Source organism: Kitasatospora sp. NPDC018058 (genome assembly GCF_044327205.1).
GTDB lineage: Bacteria > Actinomycetota > Actinomycetes > Streptomycetales > Streptomycetaceae > Kitasatospora.
On sequence record NZ_JBIRFA010000055.1, the window covers coordinates 16896 to 38084 of the forward strand.

20 protein-coding genes and 1 pseudogene are annotated in these 21189 nt (G+C 72.4%); 8 read left to right on the forward strand and 13 right to left on the reverse strand.

Features of this window, described 5'->3' with window-relative positions:
- Positions 1 to 42 precede the first annotated feature (42 nt).
- Positions 43 to 1611, reverse strand: coding sequence for an oleate hydratase (locus ACH4E7_RS40040; protein WP_396254142.1), 1569 nt, complete (start codon positions 1609 to 1611; stop codon positions 43 to 45).
- Between the two features lie 44 nt (positions 1612 to 1655).
- On the opposite strand from ACH4E7_RS40040, the gene ACH4E7_RS40045 reads away from it, so the two are divergent.
- Positions 1656 to 2462 carry a universal stress protein gene (locus tag ACH4E7_RS40045; RefSeq protein ID WP_396254143.1) on the forward strand — a complete coding sequence of 269 codons (807 nt, stop codon included), beginning with the start codon at positions 1656 to 1658 and terminating at the stop codon, positions 2460 to 2462.
- A gap of 102 nt (positions 2463 to 2564) precedes the next feature.
- Here ACH4E7_RS40045 and ACH4E7_RS40050 read toward each other — a convergent pair whose 3' ends face one another.
- The 6 genes from ACH4E7_RS40050 to ACH4E7_RS40075 form a co-directional block, all read right to left on the reverse strand.
- The gene (locus ACH4E7_RS40050) at positions 2565 to 3689 is read right to left on the reverse strand and encodes an AI-2E family transporter (RefSeq protein WP_396254144.1); all 1125 of its coding nucleotides are present in this window, start codon (positions 3687 to 3689) and stop codon (positions 2565 to 2567) included.
- 184 nt (positions 3690 to 3873) lie between these two features.
- Positions 3874 to 4278 carry a hypothetical protein gene (locus tag ACH4E7_RS40055; protein ID WP_396254145.1) on the reverse strand — a complete coding sequence of 135 codons (405 nt, stop codon included), beginning with the start codon at positions 4276 to 4278 and terminating at the stop codon, positions 3874 to 3876.
- Positions 4279 to 4836: 558 nt separating this feature from the next.
- Positions 4837 to 5085: a hypothetical protein gene (locus ACH4E7_RS40060; protein WP_396254146.1), complete on the reverse strand. Its 249-nt coding sequence runs from the start codon at positions 5083 to 5085 to the stop codon at positions 4837 to 4839.
- A gap of 75 nt (positions 5086 to 5160) precedes the next feature.
- Positions 5161 to 5334 (reverse strand): CsbD family protein, encoded by a 174-nt coding sequence (locus tag ACH4E7_RS40065; RefSeq protein WP_380615551.1) that lies wholly within the window; start codon positions 5332 to 5334, stop codon positions 5161 to 5163.
- A gap of 92 nt (positions 5335 to 5426) precedes the next feature.
- Positions 5427 to 6443 carry an SDR family oxidoreductase gene (locus ACH4E7_RS40070; RefSeq protein ID WP_396254147.1) on the reverse strand — a complete coding sequence of 339 codons (1017 nt, stop codon included), beginning with the start codon at positions 6441 to 6443 and terminating at the stop codon, positions 5427 to 5429.
- A 56-nt stretch (positions 6444 to 6499) separates the two neighbouring features.
- Entirely contained in the window at positions 6500 to 7054 is a 555-nt protein-coding gene (locus tag ACH4E7_RS40075; RefSeq protein ID WP_396254148.1) for a DUF6328 family protein, read from the reverse strand.
- A gap of 149 nt (positions 7055 to 7203) precedes the next feature.
- On the opposite strand from ACH4E7_RS40075, the gene ACH4E7_RS40080 reads away from it, so the two are divergent.
- Both ACH4E7_RS40080 and ACH4E7_RS40085 read left to right on the forward strand, forming a co-directional pair.
- Complete coding sequence (locus ACH4E7_RS40080) at positions 7204 to 7659, forward strand: STAS domain-containing protein (RefSeq protein WP_396254149.1); 456 nt, start codon at positions 7204 to 7206, stop codon at positions 7657 to 7659.
- Positions 7547 to 8026, forward strand: coding sequence for an ATP-binding protein (locus tag ACH4E7_RS40085; RefSeq protein ID WP_396254150.1), 480 nt, complete (start codon positions 7547 to 7549; stop codon positions 8024 to 8026). Before ACH4E7_RS40080 ends, ACH4E7_RS40085 begins: the two co-directional genes overlap by 113 nt.
- A gap of 182 nt (positions 8027 to 8208) precedes the next feature.
- Here ACH4E7_RS40085 and ACH4E7_RS40090 read toward each other — a convergent pair.
- Positions 8209 to 8510, reverse strand: a pseudogene (locus ACH4E7_RS40090) (plasmid stabilization protein).
- Between the two features lie 254 nt (positions 8511 to 8764).
- On the opposite strand from ACH4E7_RS40090, the gene ACH4E7_RS40095 reads away from it, so the two are divergent.
- The 3 genes from ACH4E7_RS40095 to ACH4E7_RS40105 all read left to right on the forward strand — a co-directional run bounded on the left by ACH4E7_RS40095 (position 8765) and on the right by ACH4E7_RS40105 (position 10951).
- Entirely contained in the window at positions 8765 to 9685 is a 921-nt protein-coding gene (locus ACH4E7_RS40095; protein ID WP_396254151.1) for a SigB/SigF/SigG family RNA polymerase sigma factor, read from the forward strand.
- A 388-nt stretch (positions 9686 to 10073) separates the two neighbouring features.
- Entirely contained in the window at positions 10074 to 10481 is a 408-nt protein-coding gene (locus tag ACH4E7_RS40100) for a hypothetical protein (RefSeq protein ID WP_396254152.1), read from the forward strand.
- Between the two features lie 200 nt (positions 10482 to 10681).
- Positions 10682 to 10951 (forward strand): hypothetical protein, encoded by a 270-nt coding sequence (locus ACH4E7_RS40105; protein ID WP_396254153.1) that lies wholly within the window; start codon positions 10682 to 10684, stop codon positions 10949 to 10951.
- A gap of 153 nt (positions 10952 to 11104) precedes the next feature.
- On the opposite strand, the gene ACH4E7_RS40110 is transcribed toward ACH4E7_RS40105, so the two are convergent.
- Positions 11105 to 12061 (reverse strand): TIGR03557 family F420-dependent LLM class oxidoreductase, encoded by a 957-nt coding sequence (locus tag ACH4E7_RS40110; RefSeq protein WP_396254154.1) that lies wholly within the window; start codon positions 12059 to 12061, stop codon positions 11105 to 11107.
- Between the two features lie 556 nt (positions 12062 to 12617).
- Between ACH4E7_RS40110 and ACH4E7_RS40115 the strand changes: the two genes are divergently transcribed.
- Entirely contained in the window at positions 12618 to 13178 is a 561-nt protein-coding gene (locus tag ACH4E7_RS40115; RefSeq protein ID WP_396254155.1) for a hemerythrin domain-containing protein, read from the forward strand.
- A 243-nt stretch (positions 13179 to 13421) separates the two neighbouring features.
- The gene (locus tag ACH4E7_RS40120; RefSeq protein ID WP_396254156.1) at positions 13422 to 13937 is read left to right on the forward strand and encodes a hypothetical protein; all 516 of its coding nucleotides are present in this window, start codon (positions 13422 to 13424) and stop codon (positions 13935 to 13937) included.
- A gap of 567 nt (positions 13938 to 14504) precedes the next feature.
- On the opposite strand, the gene ACH4E7_RS40125 is transcribed toward ACH4E7_RS40120, so the two are convergent.
- From ACH4E7_RS40125 to ACH4E7_RS40140, 4 genes are all read right to left on the reverse strand, one after another.
- Complete coding sequence (locus tag ACH4E7_RS40125; RefSeq protein WP_396254157.1) at positions 14505 to 16259, reverse strand: glycoside hydrolase family 15 protein; 1755 nt, start codon at positions 16257 to 16259, stop codon at positions 14505 to 14507.
- 221 nt (positions 16260 to 16480) lie between these two features.
- Positions 16481 to 17578: an enolase C-terminal domain-like protein gene (locus tag ACH4E7_RS40130; protein WP_396254167.1), complete on the reverse strand. Its 1098-nt coding sequence runs from the start codon at positions 17576 to 17578 to the stop codon at positions 16481 to 16483.
- A 6-nt stretch (positions 17579 to 17584) separates the two neighbouring features.
- Positions 17585 to 18100 carry a DUF1360 domain-containing protein gene (locus ACH4E7_RS40135; RefSeq protein WP_396254158.1) on the reverse strand — a complete coding sequence of 172 codons (516 nt, stop codon included), beginning with the start codon at positions 18098 to 18100 and terminating at the stop codon, positions 17585 to 17587.
- Positions 18097 to 21189 (reverse strand): FAD-binding and (Fe-S)-binding domain-containing protein, encoded by a 3093-nt coding sequence (locus ACH4E7_RS40140; protein WP_396254159.1) that lies wholly within the window; start codon positions 21187 to 21189, stop codon positions 18097 to 18099. The genes ACH4E7_RS40135 and ACH4E7_RS40140 overlap by 4 nt, the downstream gene beginning before the upstream one ends.

Below are 21189 nucleotides of genomic sequence, written 5' to 3' on the forward strand. Positions count from 1 at the left end.
GGAGGCGGGCGGTGCCCGCCTCCCCGGGGCGAGCCGGTCGGGCTACTTGCGATGCAGGGTGTGCAGGGCCTGGGCCAGGACCTGCGGGTCGTGGTGGCCCCTGTAGACGGCCGGGGGCTGCCGGTCGAGGTCGAGCAGCTGGGCGACGGCGGTCCACGCAGTGCGCACGGAGTACTCGACGGTGAAGACGACGTCGTCGGGGACCTCGGCGAACTGGCCGATGAAGGCGAGGTTGGTGGAGCCCTTCGGGACCACCCGGGGCCGGTCGCCGTGGCTTCGTGCCAGGAACTGGCTGGTGATGTAGGGCATCAGGCAGGGGATGGCGGTCGAGGTCCCGGCGATCTTCTCGGCGGTGGCGGGGTTCACGGCCAGGTGTTGGAGGACCTCCTGGAGGATCTCCTGGCCGCTGCACTCCCGCATCGGCTTCTTGACGAAGGTGCCGGGCTTGTCGGGGAAGAGGCCGTAGCCCCACCACACGGATACGTCCTCGGGTTGCTGCCGGTAGACCGGCTGGCGGTTGACGACGACGGTGAGCAGCCACGGGGAGTCGGTGAGGGTGAGCAGGCCGCCGCGGCCGGTCGGGCGGCCGGTGAACTTCTCCATCCAGTCGAGGAAGGCGGGGTCCTCGGCGGTGACGGTGAAGGACTCCCAGGTGGATTCGTCCGGGTGGCGGTCGAAGACGGCGGGGTTGCCGAAGTCGTCGCGGCCGCGGGCGATCCGGTGCCACAGCAGGAAGGAGTCGGGGCTGAGGGAGGTGTTCGGGTTCGCCGGCGGGGCGGTGTGGGAGCCGAGGACGGAGTCGGCGGTCATCGATCCGTTGGTGACGAACACGAGGTCGTCCTCGGCGACGGAGAGGTCGGTGTGCGCGCCGGTGAAGTGGATGCGCTCGACGTTCGTGCCCGGCCCCTGCCGGAAGGCCAGGTCCGCCACCCGGTGGCCGGCGTGGATGCGGACTCCCTGCTCCAGGAGCCAGGCGGTGAGCGGGCGGACGATCGAGTTGTACTGGTTGTAGCGGGTCCGGTAGATCCCGGACATCGTCTGGAACTCCGGGAAGAGGTGGATGAAGCGCTTGAGGTAGCGCTGGAACTCGATGGCGCTGTGCCACGGCTCGAACGCGAAGGTGGTGCACCACATGTACCAGAAGTCGGTGGTGAAGAACCCCTCGTTGAAGCAGTCCGTGATGCGCTTGCCGTCCAGCAGTCGCTCGGGCGTGGCCAGGCACTTGACCAGTTCGAGCCGGTGGCGTTCGGAGAAGCCCATGGCGTGTCCGTCGCAGATCTCGCCGCCTGCGCGCACCAGTCGGGCGGTGTCGTCCCAAGGGGATTCGTCGTGCGAGTCGACGATGTCCTGGGCGGCTGACTTCGACGGGTCGTCCAGCGACGGAATGCCGGACAACAGGTCGAACGTGCAGCGGAACTGCGCCTCGAACATCCGGCCGCCGCGCATCGTGTACCCCGTCTCCGGCGTACCGCCCGCGTCCAGGCTGCCGCCGACCACCTCCTGCTGCTCGTAGAGGTGGATGTCGCCGCCGGCGAAACCCGCGTCCCGGATGAGGAAGGCTGCTGCGGACAGGGCGGCGATGCCACCGCCGACCAGGTGGGCCTTGGGCATCGAAAGTCTCCTCAACTGTCGTGCACTGAACCGCCATCAGCCGAATGAGTGGCGATCCCGGCGATTGGCGCCGGGCGATCGAGTCCATCGATCGGGGGTGCGGACGACAGCTTGCTCCCGGGCCGGCCGGCGGGTCGTTGGGCCATTGGTCATCGGTGGCGGAACGACGGTCCCGATGGCATCCCGGATTCGCGGGACCGGCGGACCGGGACCGGCGGCCCCAAGACCGCACCGCACGGCATTCCCTTCGGCAAGAAACCCGCATCCCTGTGCCGGGCAAGGGTCGGGCTGAAGGCCCCGGCCTTCGGGGCCCGTTCGGTCCTTCGCAACAGTCGCTGCAATGCCGATGGTTGAGACCAACGAGAACACGAGGGAGAAGACACGTGAGCGAGCAGACCGGACCGGAGCAGCGGATCGTGGTCGGTGTCGACGGATCGTCGGCATCGGTTGACGCACTCCGGTGGGCCGTCGGCCAGGCCCGCATGCAGGGTGCTGTGGTGGAGGCCCTGATGGCGTGGCAGCACCCGGTGGCCACCGGGTGGACGGTGCCGATCGAGGCCTACGAGGACCTTTCGGGCATCGCGCTCTCACTCCGCAGCGCTGGACCCTGGCCGCCGTCGACGGGCTCCTCAAGGACGACCCCTGGCGGGACGCCCCGCGCCGGGGCCGCTCCCTCCACCCCGCCCGGCGCCGCCTCGACGCCCTTCGGGCGTGACGTGCCCCCGGCCCGCCCGGGCGGCCATCCCCCGACCTGGCAGGGGGAGGTTCGTGCCGCAGGCGTACCGGGAGCTGCGTACCCTGCTCTCCCGGCTCTCCTCGTACAACGGGCAGAGGCCGGTGCGCGTGCGTAGCATCGCTTCGACGTCCTCGGGTGGGCCGAGAAGGTCCGCGGCGCTCTCGCCCGCGAAGGAGAGCCGGTTCTTCGGGGGCTGCCGGTCGGTCCCGACGCGCACTCATCTGCCGTGCTCGCCGCCTTCAGCCTGGTGTGGGTGACGACGTTCGTCCTGGCGGGCGCGCGGCTGATCGCCCGCTGGAGCGGAATCCGACGGTGACCGGCCGTGGTCCCGCAGCTCGCCGAGGATCGCCCAGGCGACCGACACCACAGGCACCGCCACCACCGCGCCCAGGACCCCGGCCAGGACGGCGCCGCCGATCACCGACAGGGCGATGACCACCGGGTGGATCCGTACGGACCAGCCCAGCACCAGCGGGTGCAGCAGATGGCCCTCGATCTGGCCGATGACCACGATCAGGGTGAGTACGAGCAGGGCGACCACTGGGCCGCGGGCGGCCAGGGCGACCAGTGCGGCGACGGCCAGCGCGATCGGGGAGCCGACCAGTGGGACGAGGGCGGCGACGAACTCCAGCACCATCAGCGGCAGGACCAGCGGCACTCGCAGGACGGCGAGCGCGATGCCCACCAGTACGGCGTTGGCCGCCGCCACGATCAGCACCCCGCGCGTGTAACCGGCGAACGCACGCCAGGCGGCGCGCCCCGCCCGGTCGCACACCGGGCGCGCCCGGGCCGGGAGTTGGCGCTGTGCCCAGCACCACATCCGGTCGCCGGAGTGCAGGAAGAACACCGAGCAGAAGATTGCGAGGGCCAGCGCCGTGAGCAGGTCGACGGCCCGGCTCGCCTCATTGAACGCGGTGCTGAGCAGCGCCGAGCGGTGGCTGCTGACGAACTCCTCGATCTTCGCCCGGAGGCCGGTGACGGTGCCGGAGCGTAGGTGGAAGGGCGCGCCGGTCAGCCAGTGGTCGATCCGGCCGAGGCCGCCGTGCAGCTCGGCGCCCAGCCCGTTCCACTCGCCGGCGACGGTCGTCCCCACCAGTGTGAGGACCCCGCCGAGGACCACGACGGCGAGGACGAAGGCGAGCAGGACGGCGAGCGAGCGGGACAGCGCCAGGGCCAGCAGGTCGACGAGCGGCCGCAGGACGGAGGTGATGACCAGCGCCAGGAACACCGCGATGACCGGCAGTTCGAGCCGGGCGAGCACGGTGACGGTCAGGTAGGCGGCCACACCGAGCAGGACCAGGCGCCACGTGTACCCGGCGGCCGTCCGCAGCCCGCTCGGCACCCGGTCCCCAGGTACCGCAGGCCGGGTCCGAGGCGAGGCCACCCGGGGGCGGCGGCTGCCGAGCGGAGGGGGGCGCCGGTCCGGTCCGGTGCCGTTCACTCGCACGGGCCGCCTCCTCGGGCTCGGCCGGATTCCGTCCGGTGCCCTGCGGCTACCCGGGCGGGTGTGCGGGAAACGGGTGTGCTCACAGCTGCGCCGTCACCGCGACCAGCAGCGCGGCCAGGCCCACGGCCAGCCAGGCCACGTAGTCGCCGAGCAGACCGGAGTGCAAGCGGCGCAGCGGCAGGGCGGCCGACCGGTACAGCCGGCCGGTGCCGCGTCGGGGGGCGAGTCGGGGGGCGCGGCGGACGGCGGCGGTGGCGAAGCCGGCGGCCAGCAGCGCGGACAGCAGGCCCAGTGCGACCCCGGAGGCGGTCCACCACGCGTCGGGAGCGGCGGCGACGGGCACCCCCGGCTGCCCGAGGACGTCGGCGAGGTAGCCAGCGCGGTCGGCGAAGGCCGCCGCTCCCGCGGCGAGCGCCCGTCCGACCCCCGGCAGGACACCGACGGCCAGGCAGTCGGCCAGCAGCAGTCCCGGCACGGCGAGCATCGGCGCCGCCGACCGCGACGTCCACGACGTATGCGCCGGGTGTCGCGGACAGCAGTGCCGCGGCCCAGGCCGGTCCGGCGCCGGGGGTGAGTCGGACGGTCCGGAACCCGCCCCGCCGGTGCTGCGGTGAGAGCACGGCGAGCGCGAGTCGCCCGGTGTCGGCCAGCAGGGTCCACGGGAACGCCCAGAGCGCCTGGACCAGCCGCGTCGGTCCGCCCGGTGCGGCCCCCGAGGCATGCCGGACCGCGACGGCGCCGACGGCCGCGAGGAGCGCGATGCCGCCGCCGACCGCCATTTCCAGTGGCGTCACCGAGCTGATCAGCACGGTGTTCAGCAGCAGCAACGCCCCCCACCAGAGCAGGAGTTCGACCGCCGTTCGCATCGCACCACCCTCAAGACAGGCCCTGGGGCGCCCGCCGCCGTGGCGGGCGCCCCAGGTCTACCGCCCGGTCGGCGGACGCGTGCCGCGCGCAACGCCGCCGGACGCGCGATCGCCGTACCGGACCACCCGTTCGCCGGACGGTGAAGCCGAAACCTCCGATGATCGGCCCGGCCGGTTCAGTCGGGCGGCTCGTGCGGCTCCGGCTCGTGGGCGGGCTCGATCACCTCCGGCTCCTGAGCCGGCTCCATCACCTCCTGCGGCTCCAGCATGTGGGCCGTCTCCGTGGCGTCGTACTCCGGACCGTCCGGCCGCCCCTTCCGCTCCTCCGGCACGGGCGGCGCTCCACCCTCACCGGTCATCCGGGACTCCGGTGTCTCGACCGGCACCGGTGGGTCCTTCGGAACGGGCTTTCCCGGGTCGCTCATCGCGTCCACCTCCTGGGCACGGCCGGTCAGGGCCGGAAGCGCGCCTTGACCGCGCCGTCCGGTTCGCTCGTCGGTTCAGTCCTTCCCGGCGTCCTTGACTTTCTCGGCGGCCTGCTTCAGGTCGCTCTTGATCTGCTTGCCACGGCCCTCGGCCTCGACGACCCGGTCGCCCATGGCCTTGCCGGCGGCCTCCTTGGCCTTGCCGTGGGCCTTCTCCGCCGCGTTGCGCAGCTTCTCCTCGGTACCCATGGCGGGTACTCCTCTCGTGACGGGGGCGATGTCCGCCCCGCGCCGCGTCTGCCCAGGACCGGCGGTTCCACACCACGTCGCGGCACCGCCGCTCACCGCCCCCGGGCGAGCGCGCGGGCGGCGGCCCCGAGGAGCACCACCCCGCCAGCGGCGAGCAGGCCGTGGTGCTGGGAGGCCCACAACTGGGCACTGTGCTCGCGGGCCTCGTCGTCGAAGCGGCCGTGGGCGCCGTGGTCCTCGACGGAGTCGCCCGGCGCCCAGAGGTTGTCCCGGTCCTGTGCGCTGCGCGGCCCGGCCTCCTGCTGGGCGTCGATCCCGGTCCGGGCGAGGTAGCGGTCGAGCAGGCCGGGGGCGATCGCATTGGCGATCAGGGTGGTCGCTGTGCTGGCGCCCACCCAGTACTCCCGACGCCCGGGGTGGTCGGCGGCGTACCGGACGGCGCGGGCGGCCAGTTCGGGCTGGTGGACCGGCGGGACGGGCCGGGCGCGGCCGCGCAGTCGGTTGAGCACCCAGTCGAACTGCGGGGTGTTGACCGCGGGCAGTTGCACCATGGTCACACGCACGCCCGATCCGCTCGCCAGCAGCTCGCAGCGCAGCGCCTCGTGCCAGCCCTGGAGGGCGTGCTTGGCGCCGCTGTAGGCGCTCTGCAGCGGGATTCCCCGGTAGGCGATCGCCGAGCCGACCTGCACGATGATGCCGTGGTCGCGTGGCAGCATCCGGCGCAGCGCGGCCCGGGTGGCGTTGACGTAGCCGAGGTAGGTGACCTCGGTGACCCGGCGGAACTCTGTGGCGCTGATCTCGGTGAAAGGCGCGAACACCGAGACGAACGCGTCGTTGACCCAGACGTCGATCGGGCCGAACTCCGCCTCGGCCCGGGCGGCCGCCGCTTCACAGGCCTCGGGGTCGGCCACGTCCGCCAGGATGGTGCGCACCGGCGAGCCGGCGGCCTCCGCCTCGGCGGATGCGGCGCGCAGCCCGGCCGCGCCCCGGGCGACCAGCACCAGGCGGTCGCCCCTGGCGGCGAAGGCCCGTACACAGGCCCGGCCGACTCCCGCGGTGGCGCCGGTGATGACCACGGTGCGGGGCTTCGAACGCAGGTTGATCGTCATGGGGGGCGTCTTGCCGGGGGTGTGCCGCCGAAACGTCACGGGCGGGGCCCGGACCGTCACGCGCGGGGGCGCGGATCGGGGCGGTCCGGTGGCCGGCTGCACGTGCCGTTGTTCCGGTGCAGGCGCCAGACGGGTAGCAGCAGCCAGCAGGACACGAACCAGAGCATGACGGCCGCGGCGATCCAGCCGGAGACCGCCGAGCCGACGGCCACCCGCAGCAGGAGCAGCAGGGCCGAGCCGACGGTGAGCGCCAGCAGCACGAGGCCGATGGCCACCAACCGGGCTGCCGCGTTTACCAGTTGGGGCTTGAGGCGGTGCCCGGCGAAGATTCGGTGGTAGGCGACCGGGGAGGTCAGCGCTCCGGTGGCGAGTGCGCCGAGGACGACCGTGGACACGTACAGCCCCCGGTCGAAGCCGCCGAGTTCGGCGAAGCGCGGCATGAAGACCACGCTCAGCAGGAACCCGAAGAGGATCTGCGAGCCGGTCTGGGCGACCCGCACCTCCTGGAGCAGGTCGCGCCAGCGCCGGTCCGCCCGCTCCTCGGGCGACTCCCGCCGACCGACCCGGGGCACGGAACCGTCGCGCCCGGCGCCCGGCCTCGTCATGGTCATCGCCTCCGCCTTCCGCTCCATCCGTGCGTGTAGCCGCACTGGGGTTGGGCAAACGCGCGGTATGGACGACCAGCAGACGGAGTGCCTGGCCGAACCCGGTACAGCGCTGCAGGCTCCGGTCGTCCGGGTGGTCCGCGGTGCCGCGCGGGATGATCGCCGGGACGGCCCCCTGCCGTCCCGATCGGACCGGGAGCGCGCCATGTCGCGGCCAACCGAGGAACCCCATCCGGACGAGGGGCACAACGGGGCGGGTCGATCTCGCGGAGCTGCGGTTCTGCGACTCGACGGGACTGAACCTCCTCCTGCACGCCCGCCTGGACGCCGAGACGGCCGGGATCCGGCTGGAACCCGTGGGTCTGCGACCAATCGTGGCCGAGCTGCTCGCGATCACCGGGGCCGGCAGTGCGCTGCGCAGCCACCCCGATCTCGGATCGGCGTTGAAGCTGCCCGGCCCGGCGCCGGACTTCGCAGGCGGAATTGAGGAGGCCGGTCATGTACTGCTCCAGGGACGACCCGCTGCTGGGCCTCGACCGGACGTCGGGGGCTGGACAGACCAGACGGCTCGCGCTCAGCGGCAGCGAGGGTCCCGTGCAGCGCAGCCGTGAGTTCAGCCGGCAGGCCCTGGAACGGTGGCACTGGCTGCCCGCCGCGGACGACCATCAGCTGGCCGTCACCGAGGACGTCCTGCTGATGGTCTCGGAACTGGTCACCAACGCCTGTCTGCACGCCCTCGGAGGCCCCCGCGAGCTGCGGCTGAACTGGAACGGCACTCGACTGCGGGTGGAAGTCTCGGACTCAAGCCCCGTGCCGCCGCAGCTGCGCCCGCGCACCGACCCGGCCCGGCCGGGCGGGCACGGCCTACATGTGGTGGACTGGCTCGCCCGCGCCTGGGGCTCGCTGCCGGAGGGAGACGGGAAGTTGGTCTGGCTGGAGGTTCCGTCCCCACTGGACAGTCCCGTCCGCCGGGACTGACGGCCGGCCGCGTCACTGCTGTCCGGGGTGCGGCTCCGGAGACGGGGGGGAATGGGCGGCGGTGCCGGGTTGGGTTCGCCCGGCCGCGGTGAGGGATTGGGATGCGGGATCGGCCCGGTGTCCGGGTCGGGGGTGTCGGAGTCGTCATGGTGGCACCTTCATCGGAGGCGCGGAGAGCGCGCTCAGCGACCGAGCACATTCGCCAGCTCGCGCTTGTTCATCTTCGAACGGCCCTCAATATTGCGGTGCTTGGCCTCGTTCTACGGCTTGTCGCGGGTCGATCCCTGGGCGCCCCTGTACGAGCGCTGTCCGCCGCGCCGACCAGGGGGCACCCTGTTCTTCATCGACGTGTGGCCCACGGTCTTCGACTTCGCCGTACCGGGCACGTTCCTTCACCGTCCGGGTGGCGACCTCCTTGGCCTGCTTATCGCTCTCCCTGCTTGATGTGCTCGTCCTGGCGCTCCCGCTTGGGGCTGGACCCCACGGCTTCTCCCCTCCTTCTCCCACGGAGGTCGTCGCACGGGCGCGCATACCAGGCGAAAACCCATAAATCACCCGAAATGTGATTCATGTATCGAATGACGGGTAAAACCCCCGATGAAGCGGCTGCTCTCGACTGGCCGCTTCCGCACCCATCGGGTGCCACCGGGACCGTCGCTTGAAGAAGCCGGGCACCAGGTCCCAGGGGAGGAAGCCGGCGGATGACGCCGGGCGTTCACCCGAGCCCAGGAGAAGCAAGTGTCCACCCCGCTCGAAACCGCCGGCCGTGCCGAGCACACGGTCGGCCCACCCTCCGGCCTCCCGTCCGATCTCCCGCCGCGCCTCACGGAGGCCGAACTGCGGGCGATGGGCAAGGCCGAGGCACGCGAACTCAGCGACGCGCTGTTCGGGCGCCTGGCCGGCCTCGCCCGCGAGACCTACGCCTACAGCTATGTCCGCGGCACGATCATCGAACTCAACATGCCGCTGGTCCGCTTCATCGCGGCCCGGTTCCGGCACCGCGCCGAGGACCTGGAGGACATCCTCCAGGTCGGTACGATCGGCCTGATCAAGGCCGTGGACGGCTACGACCCGGACCGCGGCGTCGAGTTCGTCACCTACGCCATCCCCACCATCGCTGGCGAAATCAAGCGGTTCTTCCGCGACACCTCGTGGCCCGTCCGCGTCCCGCGCAGCACACAGGAGCTCTACCTGACGGTAGCCCGCGGCTCCGACCGGCTGGAGCAGGAACTCGGGCGCCTCCCACACCCCGAGGAGATCGCCGAGGACCTCCACCTCACCGTCGAGCAGGCCACCGAGGGACTGCTCGCCGGCCGCGTCTACCGGCCCAACTCGCTGGACGCGCTGCGCGACCAGAACACCGACGAGACCGGCAGCGCGATGCTCGACCGCCTCGGCGGCTGCGATCCTGGCATTGAGCTGGCCGTCTTCCGCACCGCCGTCCGCCCGCTGCTGGCGGGACTGCCGGAGCGCGAACAGACCGTGCTCAAGCTCCGCTTCTGGGACGGCTGGACGCAATCGGAAATTGCCGCGCGGATCGGCGTCTCCCAGATGCACGTCTCCCGCCTGCTCAGCGCCATTCTGGCCCGGCTGCGTGAACAGCTGGAGGACCGCGAGGCCTGCGGCTGGCACGACGACGGTCCAGAGGGATCGGGCTGACACGCGTACGGGCCGCCGAGCCGCGGCCGTGCCAGACCGGACCGCAGGTCCGAGGGCGCTGTGTACAGCAGGACGGCGCGCAACCGGTCTCGAGCCCCTGCTTGCGGTCGGCGACGGATTCGGCCAGCCGCTGCATGAGGTCGGCGACCAGTCCGTCGGCCGATCTGGTCGTGCACGGCCACGCGCACTTCGGTCCGGAGCGCGGCCTCAGCACGTGCGGCGTGGCGTGCGCAACGTGGCCCAGCCCGTCATCGGCCGCGCGTTCGCGGTGTACCGGCTGCACGGACCGGACGAGCGGTCCGGCGGCGGAGAGCGTTAGGGGTTGGAGCGGTCCGGGTACGCGCGAGACGGCGGGGGGCGACCGAACCGGAACGGAAAGGACTCCACCATGTTGCTGCTAGGACTCCTGCTGATGGCGGCATCCGGGGCCTTCGTCGGGCTGCTGATCGCGGACAACCTCGCCGGCGGGCCCGAGTACCAGGTGACGATCCTGGGCAACCACCTGGTGACGCTCAACACCCTGGGTGTCTTCCTGTCCGGTGTGGCACTCGCGCTGATCTTCTGCCTGGGCGTGGCCCTGGTGTCGCTGGCCCGGCAGGCCCGGCTCGTGGGCGCGCGACCGCCGGTCTCCCGTGAGGCCCGAACCGCGCCGCCGGTGTCCGCACGACCCGCCGCACCGAAGGCCGGCGAGGCGGCGCCGCCGGAGGAACGGGCCGCCCAACAAGGCGATCGCGCCGTCGGCGCGCCGGCCCAGCCCCCACGGAGCGGCCGGATCCGGCACCTGTTGGGACACTGACGGTGCCACGCGCGGGCCATAGGACGATCACGAATACCCAAGAGGGAGGGATGCACAAACACATGGCCGGGGCCCGGAGCTCCTCCGTACAGCCGCCCCCGGTCGGCCTGGGCGGCCCTGGGCGCGTTGGCTGCCACCTCTCGGCCAGGCTCGGAGCCGTCGTCAAGGCTCGCACCTTCACAGCGGACTTCCTGGTCGGGGTGGCGGACCTGTTCGTGGTCGCCGACGCGGTCCTGCTGGTCTCCGAACCAGCAAAAGAAACCGGAGGAATCAACTTGGGCGAGTACTTCCATCCCTTGGACGAGGACGGCCAGCACTTCCAGATGCCCGTGTACCGGATGGACGACCAGTTGGTGATCCCGGCCGCATCCGTCACCGCCATGCTGCGCCAGCTGGAGGCCGAGTGCATCGCGGCCGCTGACCTGCCCCCAAAGGACACGCCGGACGAGCCTTCCCCTTCGGACCGGTGACCGCCCGACGTGTCGAACGAGTCGAACGCTTTGGCTCCCACAGGAGCCGAAGCGGCCCGGCGACGGGCCGACGAACCGCCGGCTCATCACCTGCCCTGTCTCGGCGCCACCTGGGCCAGCGAAGCACCCGGTGCTGGACGTCCGGCACCCCGGTCAGCGTTGGAGGGCGGGCAGCACGAGCTCGCGGTAGGCATCGAAGAAGGCCTCCTGATCGGGACCGATCTGTCCGACGTACACCTCGTCGAAGCCCGCGCGCGCATAGGCGAGCACCGTCTCCACGTGTTCCTCCGCGTCGTCGCCGCACGTCACGGCGTCGGCGACCATGTCGCGGGTGACCAGCTTGCTGGCCTGCTCGAAATGCGCCGGGGTGGGAAGGATCTGGGCGAGCTCGCCGGGCAGCAGCTCGGTCGGCCACAGCCGGTGCACCACGTCGACGGCCTTCTCCCGGTTGCTGCTCCAGCACACCTTCACCCCGCCCACCACCTTCTTGCCCTCCCCGCCGCCGTGACGGAAGGCGCCCACCAGGTCCGCGTCAGGGGTCATGGTGACGAACCCGTCCCCGATCCGCCCGGCCAGCCTGGCGGCCTTCGGGCCGAAGGCGGAGACGAGGATCGGCAGGGGCCCATCGGGTGTGGTGTAGAGGCGGGCGTTGTCGACGGTGTAGTGCCGTCCGCGATGGCTGACCAGGTCGCCGCTGAACAACTTGCGCATCACCTCGACTGCTTCCTCCAGCATCTCGGCGCGTTCCTCGAAGGACGGCCACCGGTCGCCGTGGATGTGCTCGTTCAGCGCCTCACCCGTGCCGACCCCGAGCGTGAACCGCCCGCCGAGCAGCACGCTGGAGGTCGCGGCGGCCTGCGCGGTGACCGCAGGGTGCAGCCGCACCGTCGGACACGTCACCAGCGTGGTAACCGGCAGGCCGACGGCCTGCGACAGCGCGCCGATCACCGACCACACGAACGCGCTGTTTCCCTGCGCGTCGTTCCACGGGTGGAAGTGGTCCGAGATCGCGAGCCGGGTGAACCCGGCCTGCTGCGCCCGCCGGGCCTGGTCGATCAGCTCGGCCGGAGTGAACTCCTCACACGACAGGAAGTAGCCGTACTCGGTCACCGGATCCCGCTCCTTTCCGAAGTTCGCCGCTCTTCCAGCGGCCGCCCGGCGCGCAGCGCCGCACCGGGCGAAGCCCTCCCATAACGACGCATGCGCTGCTGGTCCGGGCCGCAGACGGTTGCCCCGGCGAGCCGGTCATGCTTGCCAGCGCCGGCGGCCCGCATCAGGGCAGCGCCGGAGCCGAGCGTGGCCACCGGTTTGCCGTGCCGCAGCGCCTCGGTGAGGGAACCGCACCGCGTCCGGGTCTGAGAGGGCGGCTGCCCGCCGGGCGAAAAGGCCAAACCGGCACGGCCGCCCGGCTCGGAGCCTAGGTGGGTCCTGCCGGGCCCGCAGCCCGGGACCGCCGACCCCGTGGATCCCGGCCCGGGCCGGACGCTGCGTGCCCGCCGAAGCCGGCGCGCACCGGGCTCCCACTCACAGCCTGCCGCTGTGCCGTGCGCGGCAGGGCCGATCGGGCGAGGCCGCAGCGGGCTCGGCAGGCGCCGTGCGCCAGGCAGGGATATCTCTGGGCTGGGCGGGATGGACCCGACCCGGCAGGACGAGAGGCGGATGTGCGATGGGCCAGGGCCGGAACGTGATCGACGAGCTGATGACCGACCACCGCGAGGTGGAGGAGATGTTCGCCCGTATCCAGGCGATGACCGCAGGTGGCCAGCAGCTGCGTGACATGGTGGACGAGGTCACCATCGAGCTGGTGAGGCATTCGGTCGCCGAGGAGCAGTACCTGTACCCGGCGGTTCGCGAGCACATCCAGGGTGGTGACCGGCTCGCGGACAAGGAGATCGCCGACCACGGCCGGATCGAGAAGATCCTCAAGCAACTGGAGAAGACGGACACCGACACTGCGCAGATGAGCCCGCTGCTGCAGCAGCTCATGGACGAGGTAGCCGCCCACGTTCAGGACGAGGAGAACAACCTCTTCCCCATGCTGCGCCGCACCTGCACCCCGCAGCAGCTGGACGACCTCGGCGACAAGATCCGCCGCGCCAAGTCCATGGCCCCCACCCGCCCGCACCCCTCCGCGCCCACCACTCCGACGGCCAGTAAGCTCCTCGCTCCGGGCGTCGGTCTAGTCGACCGGGCCCGCGACTTCGTCACCGGCCGCGGCAAGTCCTGAACCTCCTCGCCGAGCAGTACCAGGCAGGACCGCGGTCTGCCTGGTACTGCTCGGCCACAGAGCGCGCGGCCCGATCGGAGGCTGGCCCCGCCCGCACGGGCCGGGCGTGACGCCGGTCATGCCGATCCCTGCCAGGCGCGGCCTACACTGGTCGTCCACGAAGCGGTGGCAGTGTCGCCCCCGCCTATCAGCTCGCGCCCCGATCACCGGGCAGGCGAGCACGCTTCCGAGGGACCGACCGCCGTGCCCGCCGATCTGACACCCGTCATAGCCGCCTGCACCCGCTGGCTCCTGGCCGCCTACCCGCCATCCCCGGGCGCACTCAACTATGCCCTGGCCGAAGCCCAGGCCCGCCAGGCCGCCACCCTCGCCGCCCACCTGCGCCACCCCACCGCCCTGGACGTGCAGCTGCTCCACCTCCTGGGCCCGGGCGGCACCGGCCGGCTCGACTGGCTCACCGCGGCCGACCTCGGTGACGACGACGGCATGGCGTGGCGTACCTGGGTCGACGAGACCGTGGTCAGCTGGGCGGCATGCCTCCTGGCCGACCCCGCCCTGAGCGGTCTCGCCCGCCAGGCGCTCGAGCGCACCGAGCACCGCGACGAGGCCAGCGGCCTTCGCCGCCTGACCGTTCCCGGCCCCCGCGACAGCGAAGCCGCCGCCCTGCTGCGCCATCCCGACCTCCTCGAAGGCATCGCCGGCCTTCACCGGGACACACTCCTCGCGCTCCTGGACGCCGACAGCGCCGCCTTGCCCTGACACACACCTGCCGTCCGCAACGCCTCATCCATCCGGCCAGGCCTGCCGCGCCCTGGTTCGTAGACGGACCCAGGTACGGCTCTAGCTCGGCGGCCGCCCACAGCTCGCGGAAAGTCCGGGTGGGTGCCGCTGGCCGATGGCATCAGGTGGTGCCGGCGCCCTCAGACATCGCCGGACAGCAGACGACAGGTGTGGGTCAGGGCGAGGAGCCGGACGACGCGCGGCACGACGGTGTCGGTACGGACCGCCAGGTCGTCAGACGCGGGCCCCGCCCCACTGCGGGCAAGTCGGCGAGTGGCGGTGCACGATGATCACGGTGCCGTCGGCACGGACAGTGCGCTCACTGCGCACCTGGCAGCAGGTCATTCGCCGCGGCGGCACGGGTGGGGAGACCTCGGCCGCACTCACCGAGATGGCGGCACGGCGCCGCTCCTCCAGTTCCCGCCCGGCTGCATCGAGCCGGTCGTCTCGGGAGCGGCTACGGCTGCGCCGCGGTCGTCGTGGTGTCATGCCACCCTGGTGGTCTGCCACCGGGCGACACGGCCGGGCGGTAGTGCGGCGCCTTGGTCACCGGGTGCGGGCCAGCGTGGTGGCGGCTTCCAGAAGAAGGGCATGGACGAAGGCCTGGGGCAGGTTGCCGCGCAGCTGGCGCTGGGCGACGTCGAACTCCTCGGCGTACAGGCCCGGCGGTCCGCAGGCGGCGCGGTTGCGTTCGAACCAGCGCACCGCCTCGGCTTGGTTGCCCTGCTGGTGGTGGGCGAGGGCGACCAGGAATCCGCACAGCAGGAACGCGCCTTCGGCATCCTGCAGCGGGCGGCGGTCGTGGCGGAAGCGGTAGCAATAGTGGTCCTGGGCGAGGTCGGCCAGGACGGCGTCCAGGGTGGCGCGGGTGCGCGGGTCGTCTGCGGGCAGGGCGCCGCGCACGGCGGGCAGCAGTAGTGCGGCGTCCACTCCCGGATCGGTGGGCGAGCGTTGCCAGCGGCCGCTGGGGTGCAGGCAGTCGGCGGCGGTGTCGGCGATGAGGTGGTCGGCGAGGGCCTCCCAGCGGGCCGAGAGGCCCCGGCCGGTCGCGGGGTGGGCGGTGGCGATGGCGCGCAGTCCGGCCGCGCAGGTCAACCGGCTGTGCGCCCACCGGTCCGGATTGAGTTCCCAGATCCCGGCGTCCTCACCGCCATGGCGGGTGGTGATGGCGTCGGCGGCGATCTGGGCGGCGCGCCACCCGTCGACATCCAGTAGGTCGTGGCGGGCGGCCGCGGCGAGCAGCAGCAGGCTCTCGCCGAACACGTCGAGCTGGAACTGGCGGTTGACTCGATTGCCGACCACGTCGAAGCCGCCCGGGTAGCCGGGCAGGTCCAGCCTTCGCGAGTCGGGAACCGGGCCGCCCGCGGTGGTGTAGGCGGGGGCGAGGCCGGGGCCGTGGTCGAGGAGGCGGGCGGTGACGAACCGCAGCGAGTCCGCGAGCAGCGGGCGCAGGCCGTTCGCGGCGGCGGCCTGGCCGATGTAGGCCTGATCGCGGATCCACACGTACCGGTAGTCGTAGTTGCGGCCCTGCTCCGCCCGCTCCGGCAGGCTGGTGGTGGCCGCGGCGACCGTCCCGCCGCCAGGGCCGGTCAGGCCCGTGAGGACCGCGTAGGCGTGCCGGGCGTCCCGCTGCCCCAGCACGCCGTGCAGGCCGGGGACGCGCGCGGCCCACTCGGCCTCGGTGGACCGCCACAGCGCTCCGGCCGGCTCGGGGCTCGGTAGCGGCCGGTCGGAGACCTCCAGCACCAGGTCGTGGGACCTGCCGGCCTCCACGCGCACACCGCTGCGCAGCAGCGAGCCGTCGGCCCGGGCGTCAGGGCAACCCCGCAGGCGCACGTGCAGATCGCCGGCCCGCGCCGTCCAGTCACCGGCCTCGTCGCGCCTGATCTTCCGCAGCGGGTGCGCGCCGAAGCCCGCGGCGGGGTTCAGCCGCACGTCGAGGTCGGCGTCGCCGTCGACGGCCATGATCCTGCGCAGCACCACCGCCCGGTGTGCGTCCCCGGGGTAGGCGAGGGCCTCGCGGCACTCGACGATGCCGCCGGTGGTGGTCAACCGGCTGCGCCAGATCAGGCTGCCCGGTTCGTAGTAGCCGCCCCACACGTACGACTGAGCGGGGGTGACGCTGTACCAGCCGTCACCGCCGATCAGGGCGGCGAAGACGGCGTCGCTGTTCCAGCCGGGTACGCACATCCACGCGATGTCGCCCCGCGGCCCCACCAGTGCTCCGCGCTGGCCGTCGGCGAGCAGCGCGTAGTCGCGCAGGACATGGGGAGCGGGCGGGCCTGCGGTGGGGGCGGTCAACGGCTCATCTCCCTTGAAGGCGGCGGATGGTCGGTGGCAGGAATGGAATCGGTCCCGGGTGGGCACACGCCGGGTGGTCAAGGAGGTGACGGAGATGACCGGGATCAGGGTGGTCAAGCGTCCCGCCCCGCAGCGCCTGCGGCCTCCGCTCGACCTGCGGACCCCCTCGGGCCGTCCGATGCCGTACTGAGCGAGACCGCTCCAGAGCACGCCAGTCCGCGTCAGTCCGGAGCACGGAATCGCTCGGCAACCGTGCTGCGCACGCTCAGCCCGAGGCCGGGCCGGCCTTCCTGCCCTGGGTGCAGGATGCCTCCGTCCGGGCTGAGGGCGCCGTCGAAGAGCAGGTGCTCGATGCGGACGTGGTCGTGGAACCATTCCAGGTGACGCAGGTTCGGCACCGCAGCGGCGGCATGGGCGTGGACGTGCGGGGCGCAGTGCCCCGACAGCTGGAGATTGTGGGCCTGGGCGAGGGCGGCGGCGCGCAGCCACACGGTGATGCTGCCGCAGCGGGTGGCGTCGGCCTGTAGACAGTCCACGACCGGGGCCATGCGGGCGAAGTAGGGCAGGTCGTAGCCGTACTCGCCAGCCGCGACGTCGGCGGTGACCGCGTCGCGGACGAGGGTGATACCGGTCAGGTCGTCGGAGGAGACGGGCTCCTCGAACCAGCTCACCCCCCACCCGGTGAGCGAGTGCGCGAGGCGGACGGCCTGCTTGCGGGTGTAGGCGCCGTTGGCGTCCACGTAGAGATCGGCGGCGTCGCCGATCAGCTGTCGGGCCTGCTCGGTACGCTCCAGGTCCCGCCGTTCCCGGGTGCCCCACCCCTCACCGATCTTGATCTTGAACCGGGTGAAGCCCTGCCCGGCCCAGCTCCGCAGCTGGTCGGCCAGCTGGCGGTGGTCGTAGGTGGTGAAACCGCCGCTGCCGTAGACGGGCACCTCGCGCCGGGCGGCGCCGAGCAGGTCGACCAGCGGCATGCCGAGGAGGCGGGCCTTGAGGTCCCACAGGGCGATGTCGACGGCGGAGATGGCGCCGGCGACCAGCCCGGGGCGGCCGGTGTTGCGCACGGCGCGGCTCATCGCCTCGTTGGTGGCCGGGACGTCGAAGACCGGACGGCCGACGACGAGGTCGCGCAGCTGACCGGTGATCACCTGGGCGGTGGCGGGAGCGCCGTAGGTCCAGCCCAGGCCGGCGGTGTCCCCACTGCGGGCGTGAACCAGGACCATGGTGGTCGATTCCCAGGTGAGTGTGCCGTCGGCCTCCGGGGCGTCGGTGGGGAATTCGAGGACCTGCGCGCAGGTCCTCGACGGTCGCGGCGGTATCAGTGGTCATGACGCGTCGTCGGCTGCGTGTTGGGCCGCCGTGCGGGCGAACTGCAGGAAGTCGGCCGCCGCCAGGGCGGCGAGTGTGGCGGTCACGAGTCTGGTGGCGCGCGGCGCGAAGATCGACCCGGCGGTGCAGGCGGTGGCGACCCACAGGCCGGTGCAGAACGGGCAGGTCACCAGCTCGCCGACCGCTTTGCGAGCGCCGGTGCCGCGCACGTCCTCCGCCAGTTCGGCCGGCCCGGTGGTGCCTTCGAAACGGGTGAACGGTGCGCGCAGCGGGCTGGTGACCGGATCCTTGGCGATCAGGCGGGACAGCTGGTGCGTGGCCAGCGCGGTGAGCGTGACGTCCCACGGGGTCGGATCGGGCAGTGAACGGCCGGTGGCCCGGGCGGCAGCGGCGACGCCGGCGGTGGCGGTGGCGTAGAGGCCCATCAGAGCGGCGTAGGAGGCGAGGGGGCGGTCGTCATCGCCGCTGTAGGCGCGGGCCTCGCGGTGCAGCCGCTTGTGCAGGGATCTCATCGTGTCGCCCTCCGGGTGTGGCGGCGCTGGCGGGCCGCGAGCAGTCCACCCGCGGCCAGGCCGGCCGCGGCGGCGGCGACGCCTGCGCTCAGCAGGCGGGCGGCTGCGGGATGAGGCTGCGGGCGGGGGACCGTCCGCTCGGGGTGGTCGCCGGGCAGCTCTCCGTCCAGGGCCAGGGCGAGGGCTTCGGCCAGATGCAGGGCCTGCCGTCCGGTGTCGGCCTGGTCGATCTGGGTACGGCAGCTGAAGCCGTCGGCCAGGACGAGGGCGTCGGGGGCGGTTTCGCGCACTGCGGGCAGGACGCCCTGTTCGGCGATGGCCTGGGAGAGGTCGTAGTGTCCTTGTTCGAAGCCGAAGTTCCCGGCCAGGCCGCAGCAGCCCTCGTTGAGGACGTTCGCGGCGATGCCGGCACGACGCATCAGTTCACGGTCCGCATCGGTGCCGAGGACGGCGTGCTGATGGCAGTGTGTTTGCACGGTCGCCGCCCGGCCGGCTTGCGGGGGATGCCAGCCGTCCGGGGCGTGGTGAACGAGGTGTTCGGCGAAGGTACGCGTCTGCGCGGCCAGGTGCCGGATGTCCTGGTCGCCGGTGAGCAGGTCGGGGGCGTCGTCTCGGAAGACCGCGGTGCACGAGGGTTCGAGGCCGATGATCGGCGTGCCGGCTTCCAGCCACGGTCGCAGGATCCGGGTGGTGCGTTTCAGGACGCGGCGGGCGGTGACGAGCTGGCCGGTGGAGATCCAGGTCAGGCCGCAGCACACCGGCCCGTCCGGCACGGCGACCTTGAAGCCGGCGTCCTCCAGTACCCGGACGGCGGCGTCGGCGATGTGCGGGTGGAAGTTGTCGGTGAAGGTGTCCGGCCACAGCAGCACGGTGCGCGGATCGCGTGGATCCGGCTGCGGCCGGCCCGAGCGGAGCCGGTCCTGCTGGAACGACCGGTCGGCGAACAGCGGTGCGGTGCGGCGCGGGTCGACGCCGGCGAGCATCTTCCCGATACGCCCCAGGCCGGGGGCCTGTAGGGCGGCATTCGCCAGGCCCGGCGCGGTGCGCGCCAGTCGTGCCCACAGGGGAAGCCAGCCCATCGCGTAGTGGGCGGCCGGGCGCAGCCGGCCCTGGTAGTGGTGGGCGAGGAATTCGGCCTTGTAAGCGGCCATGTCGACGCCGACCGGGCAGTCGGACTTGCAGCCCTTGCAGGACAGGCAAAGGTCAAGGGCGTCGCGGACCTCGGGGGAGCGCCACCCGGCGGTGACCGGGGAGTCGTCGTGACCGCCGAGCATCTCGAACAGCAGCCGGGCCCGGCCGCGGGTGGAGTGTTCCTCCTCCCCAGTGGCGCGGTAGGAGGGACACATCACTCCGCCCCGGTGGGTGCGACAGTTGCCGATGCCCACGCAGCGCAGGACCGCCTGGCCGAAGTCGTGGTCGTCGTCGGCGAAGGCGAAGTGCGTCTGCTGGGGCTGGGGCCGCCAGGTGGCGCCCAGGCGCAGGTCGTCGTCGACGCGGTGGGGGTGGATGACCTTGCCCGGGTTCATTCGGTTGCCCGGGTCGAACAGGCCCTTGACCTCGCCCATCGCCTCGACAAGCTGGGGGGTGAACATGCGGGGCAGCAGTTCGCCGCGGGCCTGCCCGTCGCCGTGCTCGCCCGACAGCCAGCCGCCGTAGGAGGCGACCAGGTCGGCAGCGTCGAACAGGAACGCCCGGAACGCCTCGATGCCCTTGCCCTCGCGCAGGGCGAACGGGATCCGGGTGTGCACGCAGCCCTGCCCGAAGTGTCCGTAGAGGGAGGCCTGCTGGTAGCCATAGCGGTCGAAGAGCCGCTCCAGGTCGCGCAGGTAGGCTCCCAGTTTCTCCGGGGCCACCGCGGAGTCCTCCCAGCCCTCCCACGTCTCGGACCCGTCCGGCGGTCGTGCGGTCACCCCCAGGCCCGCCTCGCGGGCCTTGAGCATCTCGTGCTCGCGCGCGGGATCGTCGGACAGCGCCACCGACCCATCGTCCTCGTCCCGGCCGATCGCCCGCAGCAGCTCGTACGCCTGGGCGTCCGCCTGCTCCTTCGTGTCGCCGGTGAACTGCACCATCAGCCAGCTGTCGCCCGCGGGCAGGCGTTCCAGGGAGTCCAGGTAGGCGTGCTCCTCGCGCATCAGCTGCGCCATGCGCCCGTCGATCGCCTCCAGCTGTGTGGGGCTGCTGTGTTCGAGCAGGGTCGGGACGGCGTCGGCGGCGGCGTAGATGTCGTCGAAGCCGAGGACGAGCAGCGCCTCGGCGGCGGGCACGTCGACCAGTTCCAGTTCGGCGTGCAGGACGGTTACCAGGGTGCCCTCGCTGCCGACGAGGGCACGGGCCAGGTTGAAGCCGTTCTCCGGCAGCAGGGCGTCGAGGTTGTAGCCGGAGACGCGGCGCGGGATCTTCGGGTAGCCGCGGCGGATCTCCGCCAGGTGGCGGGCGGTGAGGTCGTGCAGCCCCTGGTACAGGCGTGCCTGCGGCCCGCCGGCGGCGACGATCCGTGCGAACTCCTCCTCGCTCATGGGACCGGCCCAGAACCGGGCGCCCTCGTAGGTGAGGACCTCCAGGCGACGGACGTTGTCGGCGGTCTTGCCGTAGGCCTGGGCGGAGGCGCCGCAGCTGTTGTTGCCGATCATCCCGCCCAACGCGCAGTGGCTGTGCGTGGAGGGCTTCGGCCCGAACTTGAGGCTGTGCGGGGCGAGCCGGCGGTTGAGCTCGTCGAGGACGAGGCCCGGTTCGACCACGCAGGTCCGTGCCTGCGGGTCGACCGAGACCAGCCGGTTGCAGTACTTGGTCCAGTCGATGACCACCGCGGTGTTGGTGCACTGCCCGCCGAGGCTGGTGCCCCCGCCGCGCGAGAGCACCGGGGCGGCGAACCGGGAGCACACGGCGACCGTGACGGCTCCGGCCTCCACCGTGCGGGGTACGACCACGCCGAGCGGGACCTGGCGGTAGTTCGAGCCGTCGGTCGCGTACGCGCTGCGGCTGCCCGCGTCGAACCGGACCTCGCCGTCCACCTCCGCGCGCAGCGCGCGCTCCAGTGCGGCGAGGTTCACCTCCTGACCGGCGAGATTTCCCTTCCGACGGTCGGGCAT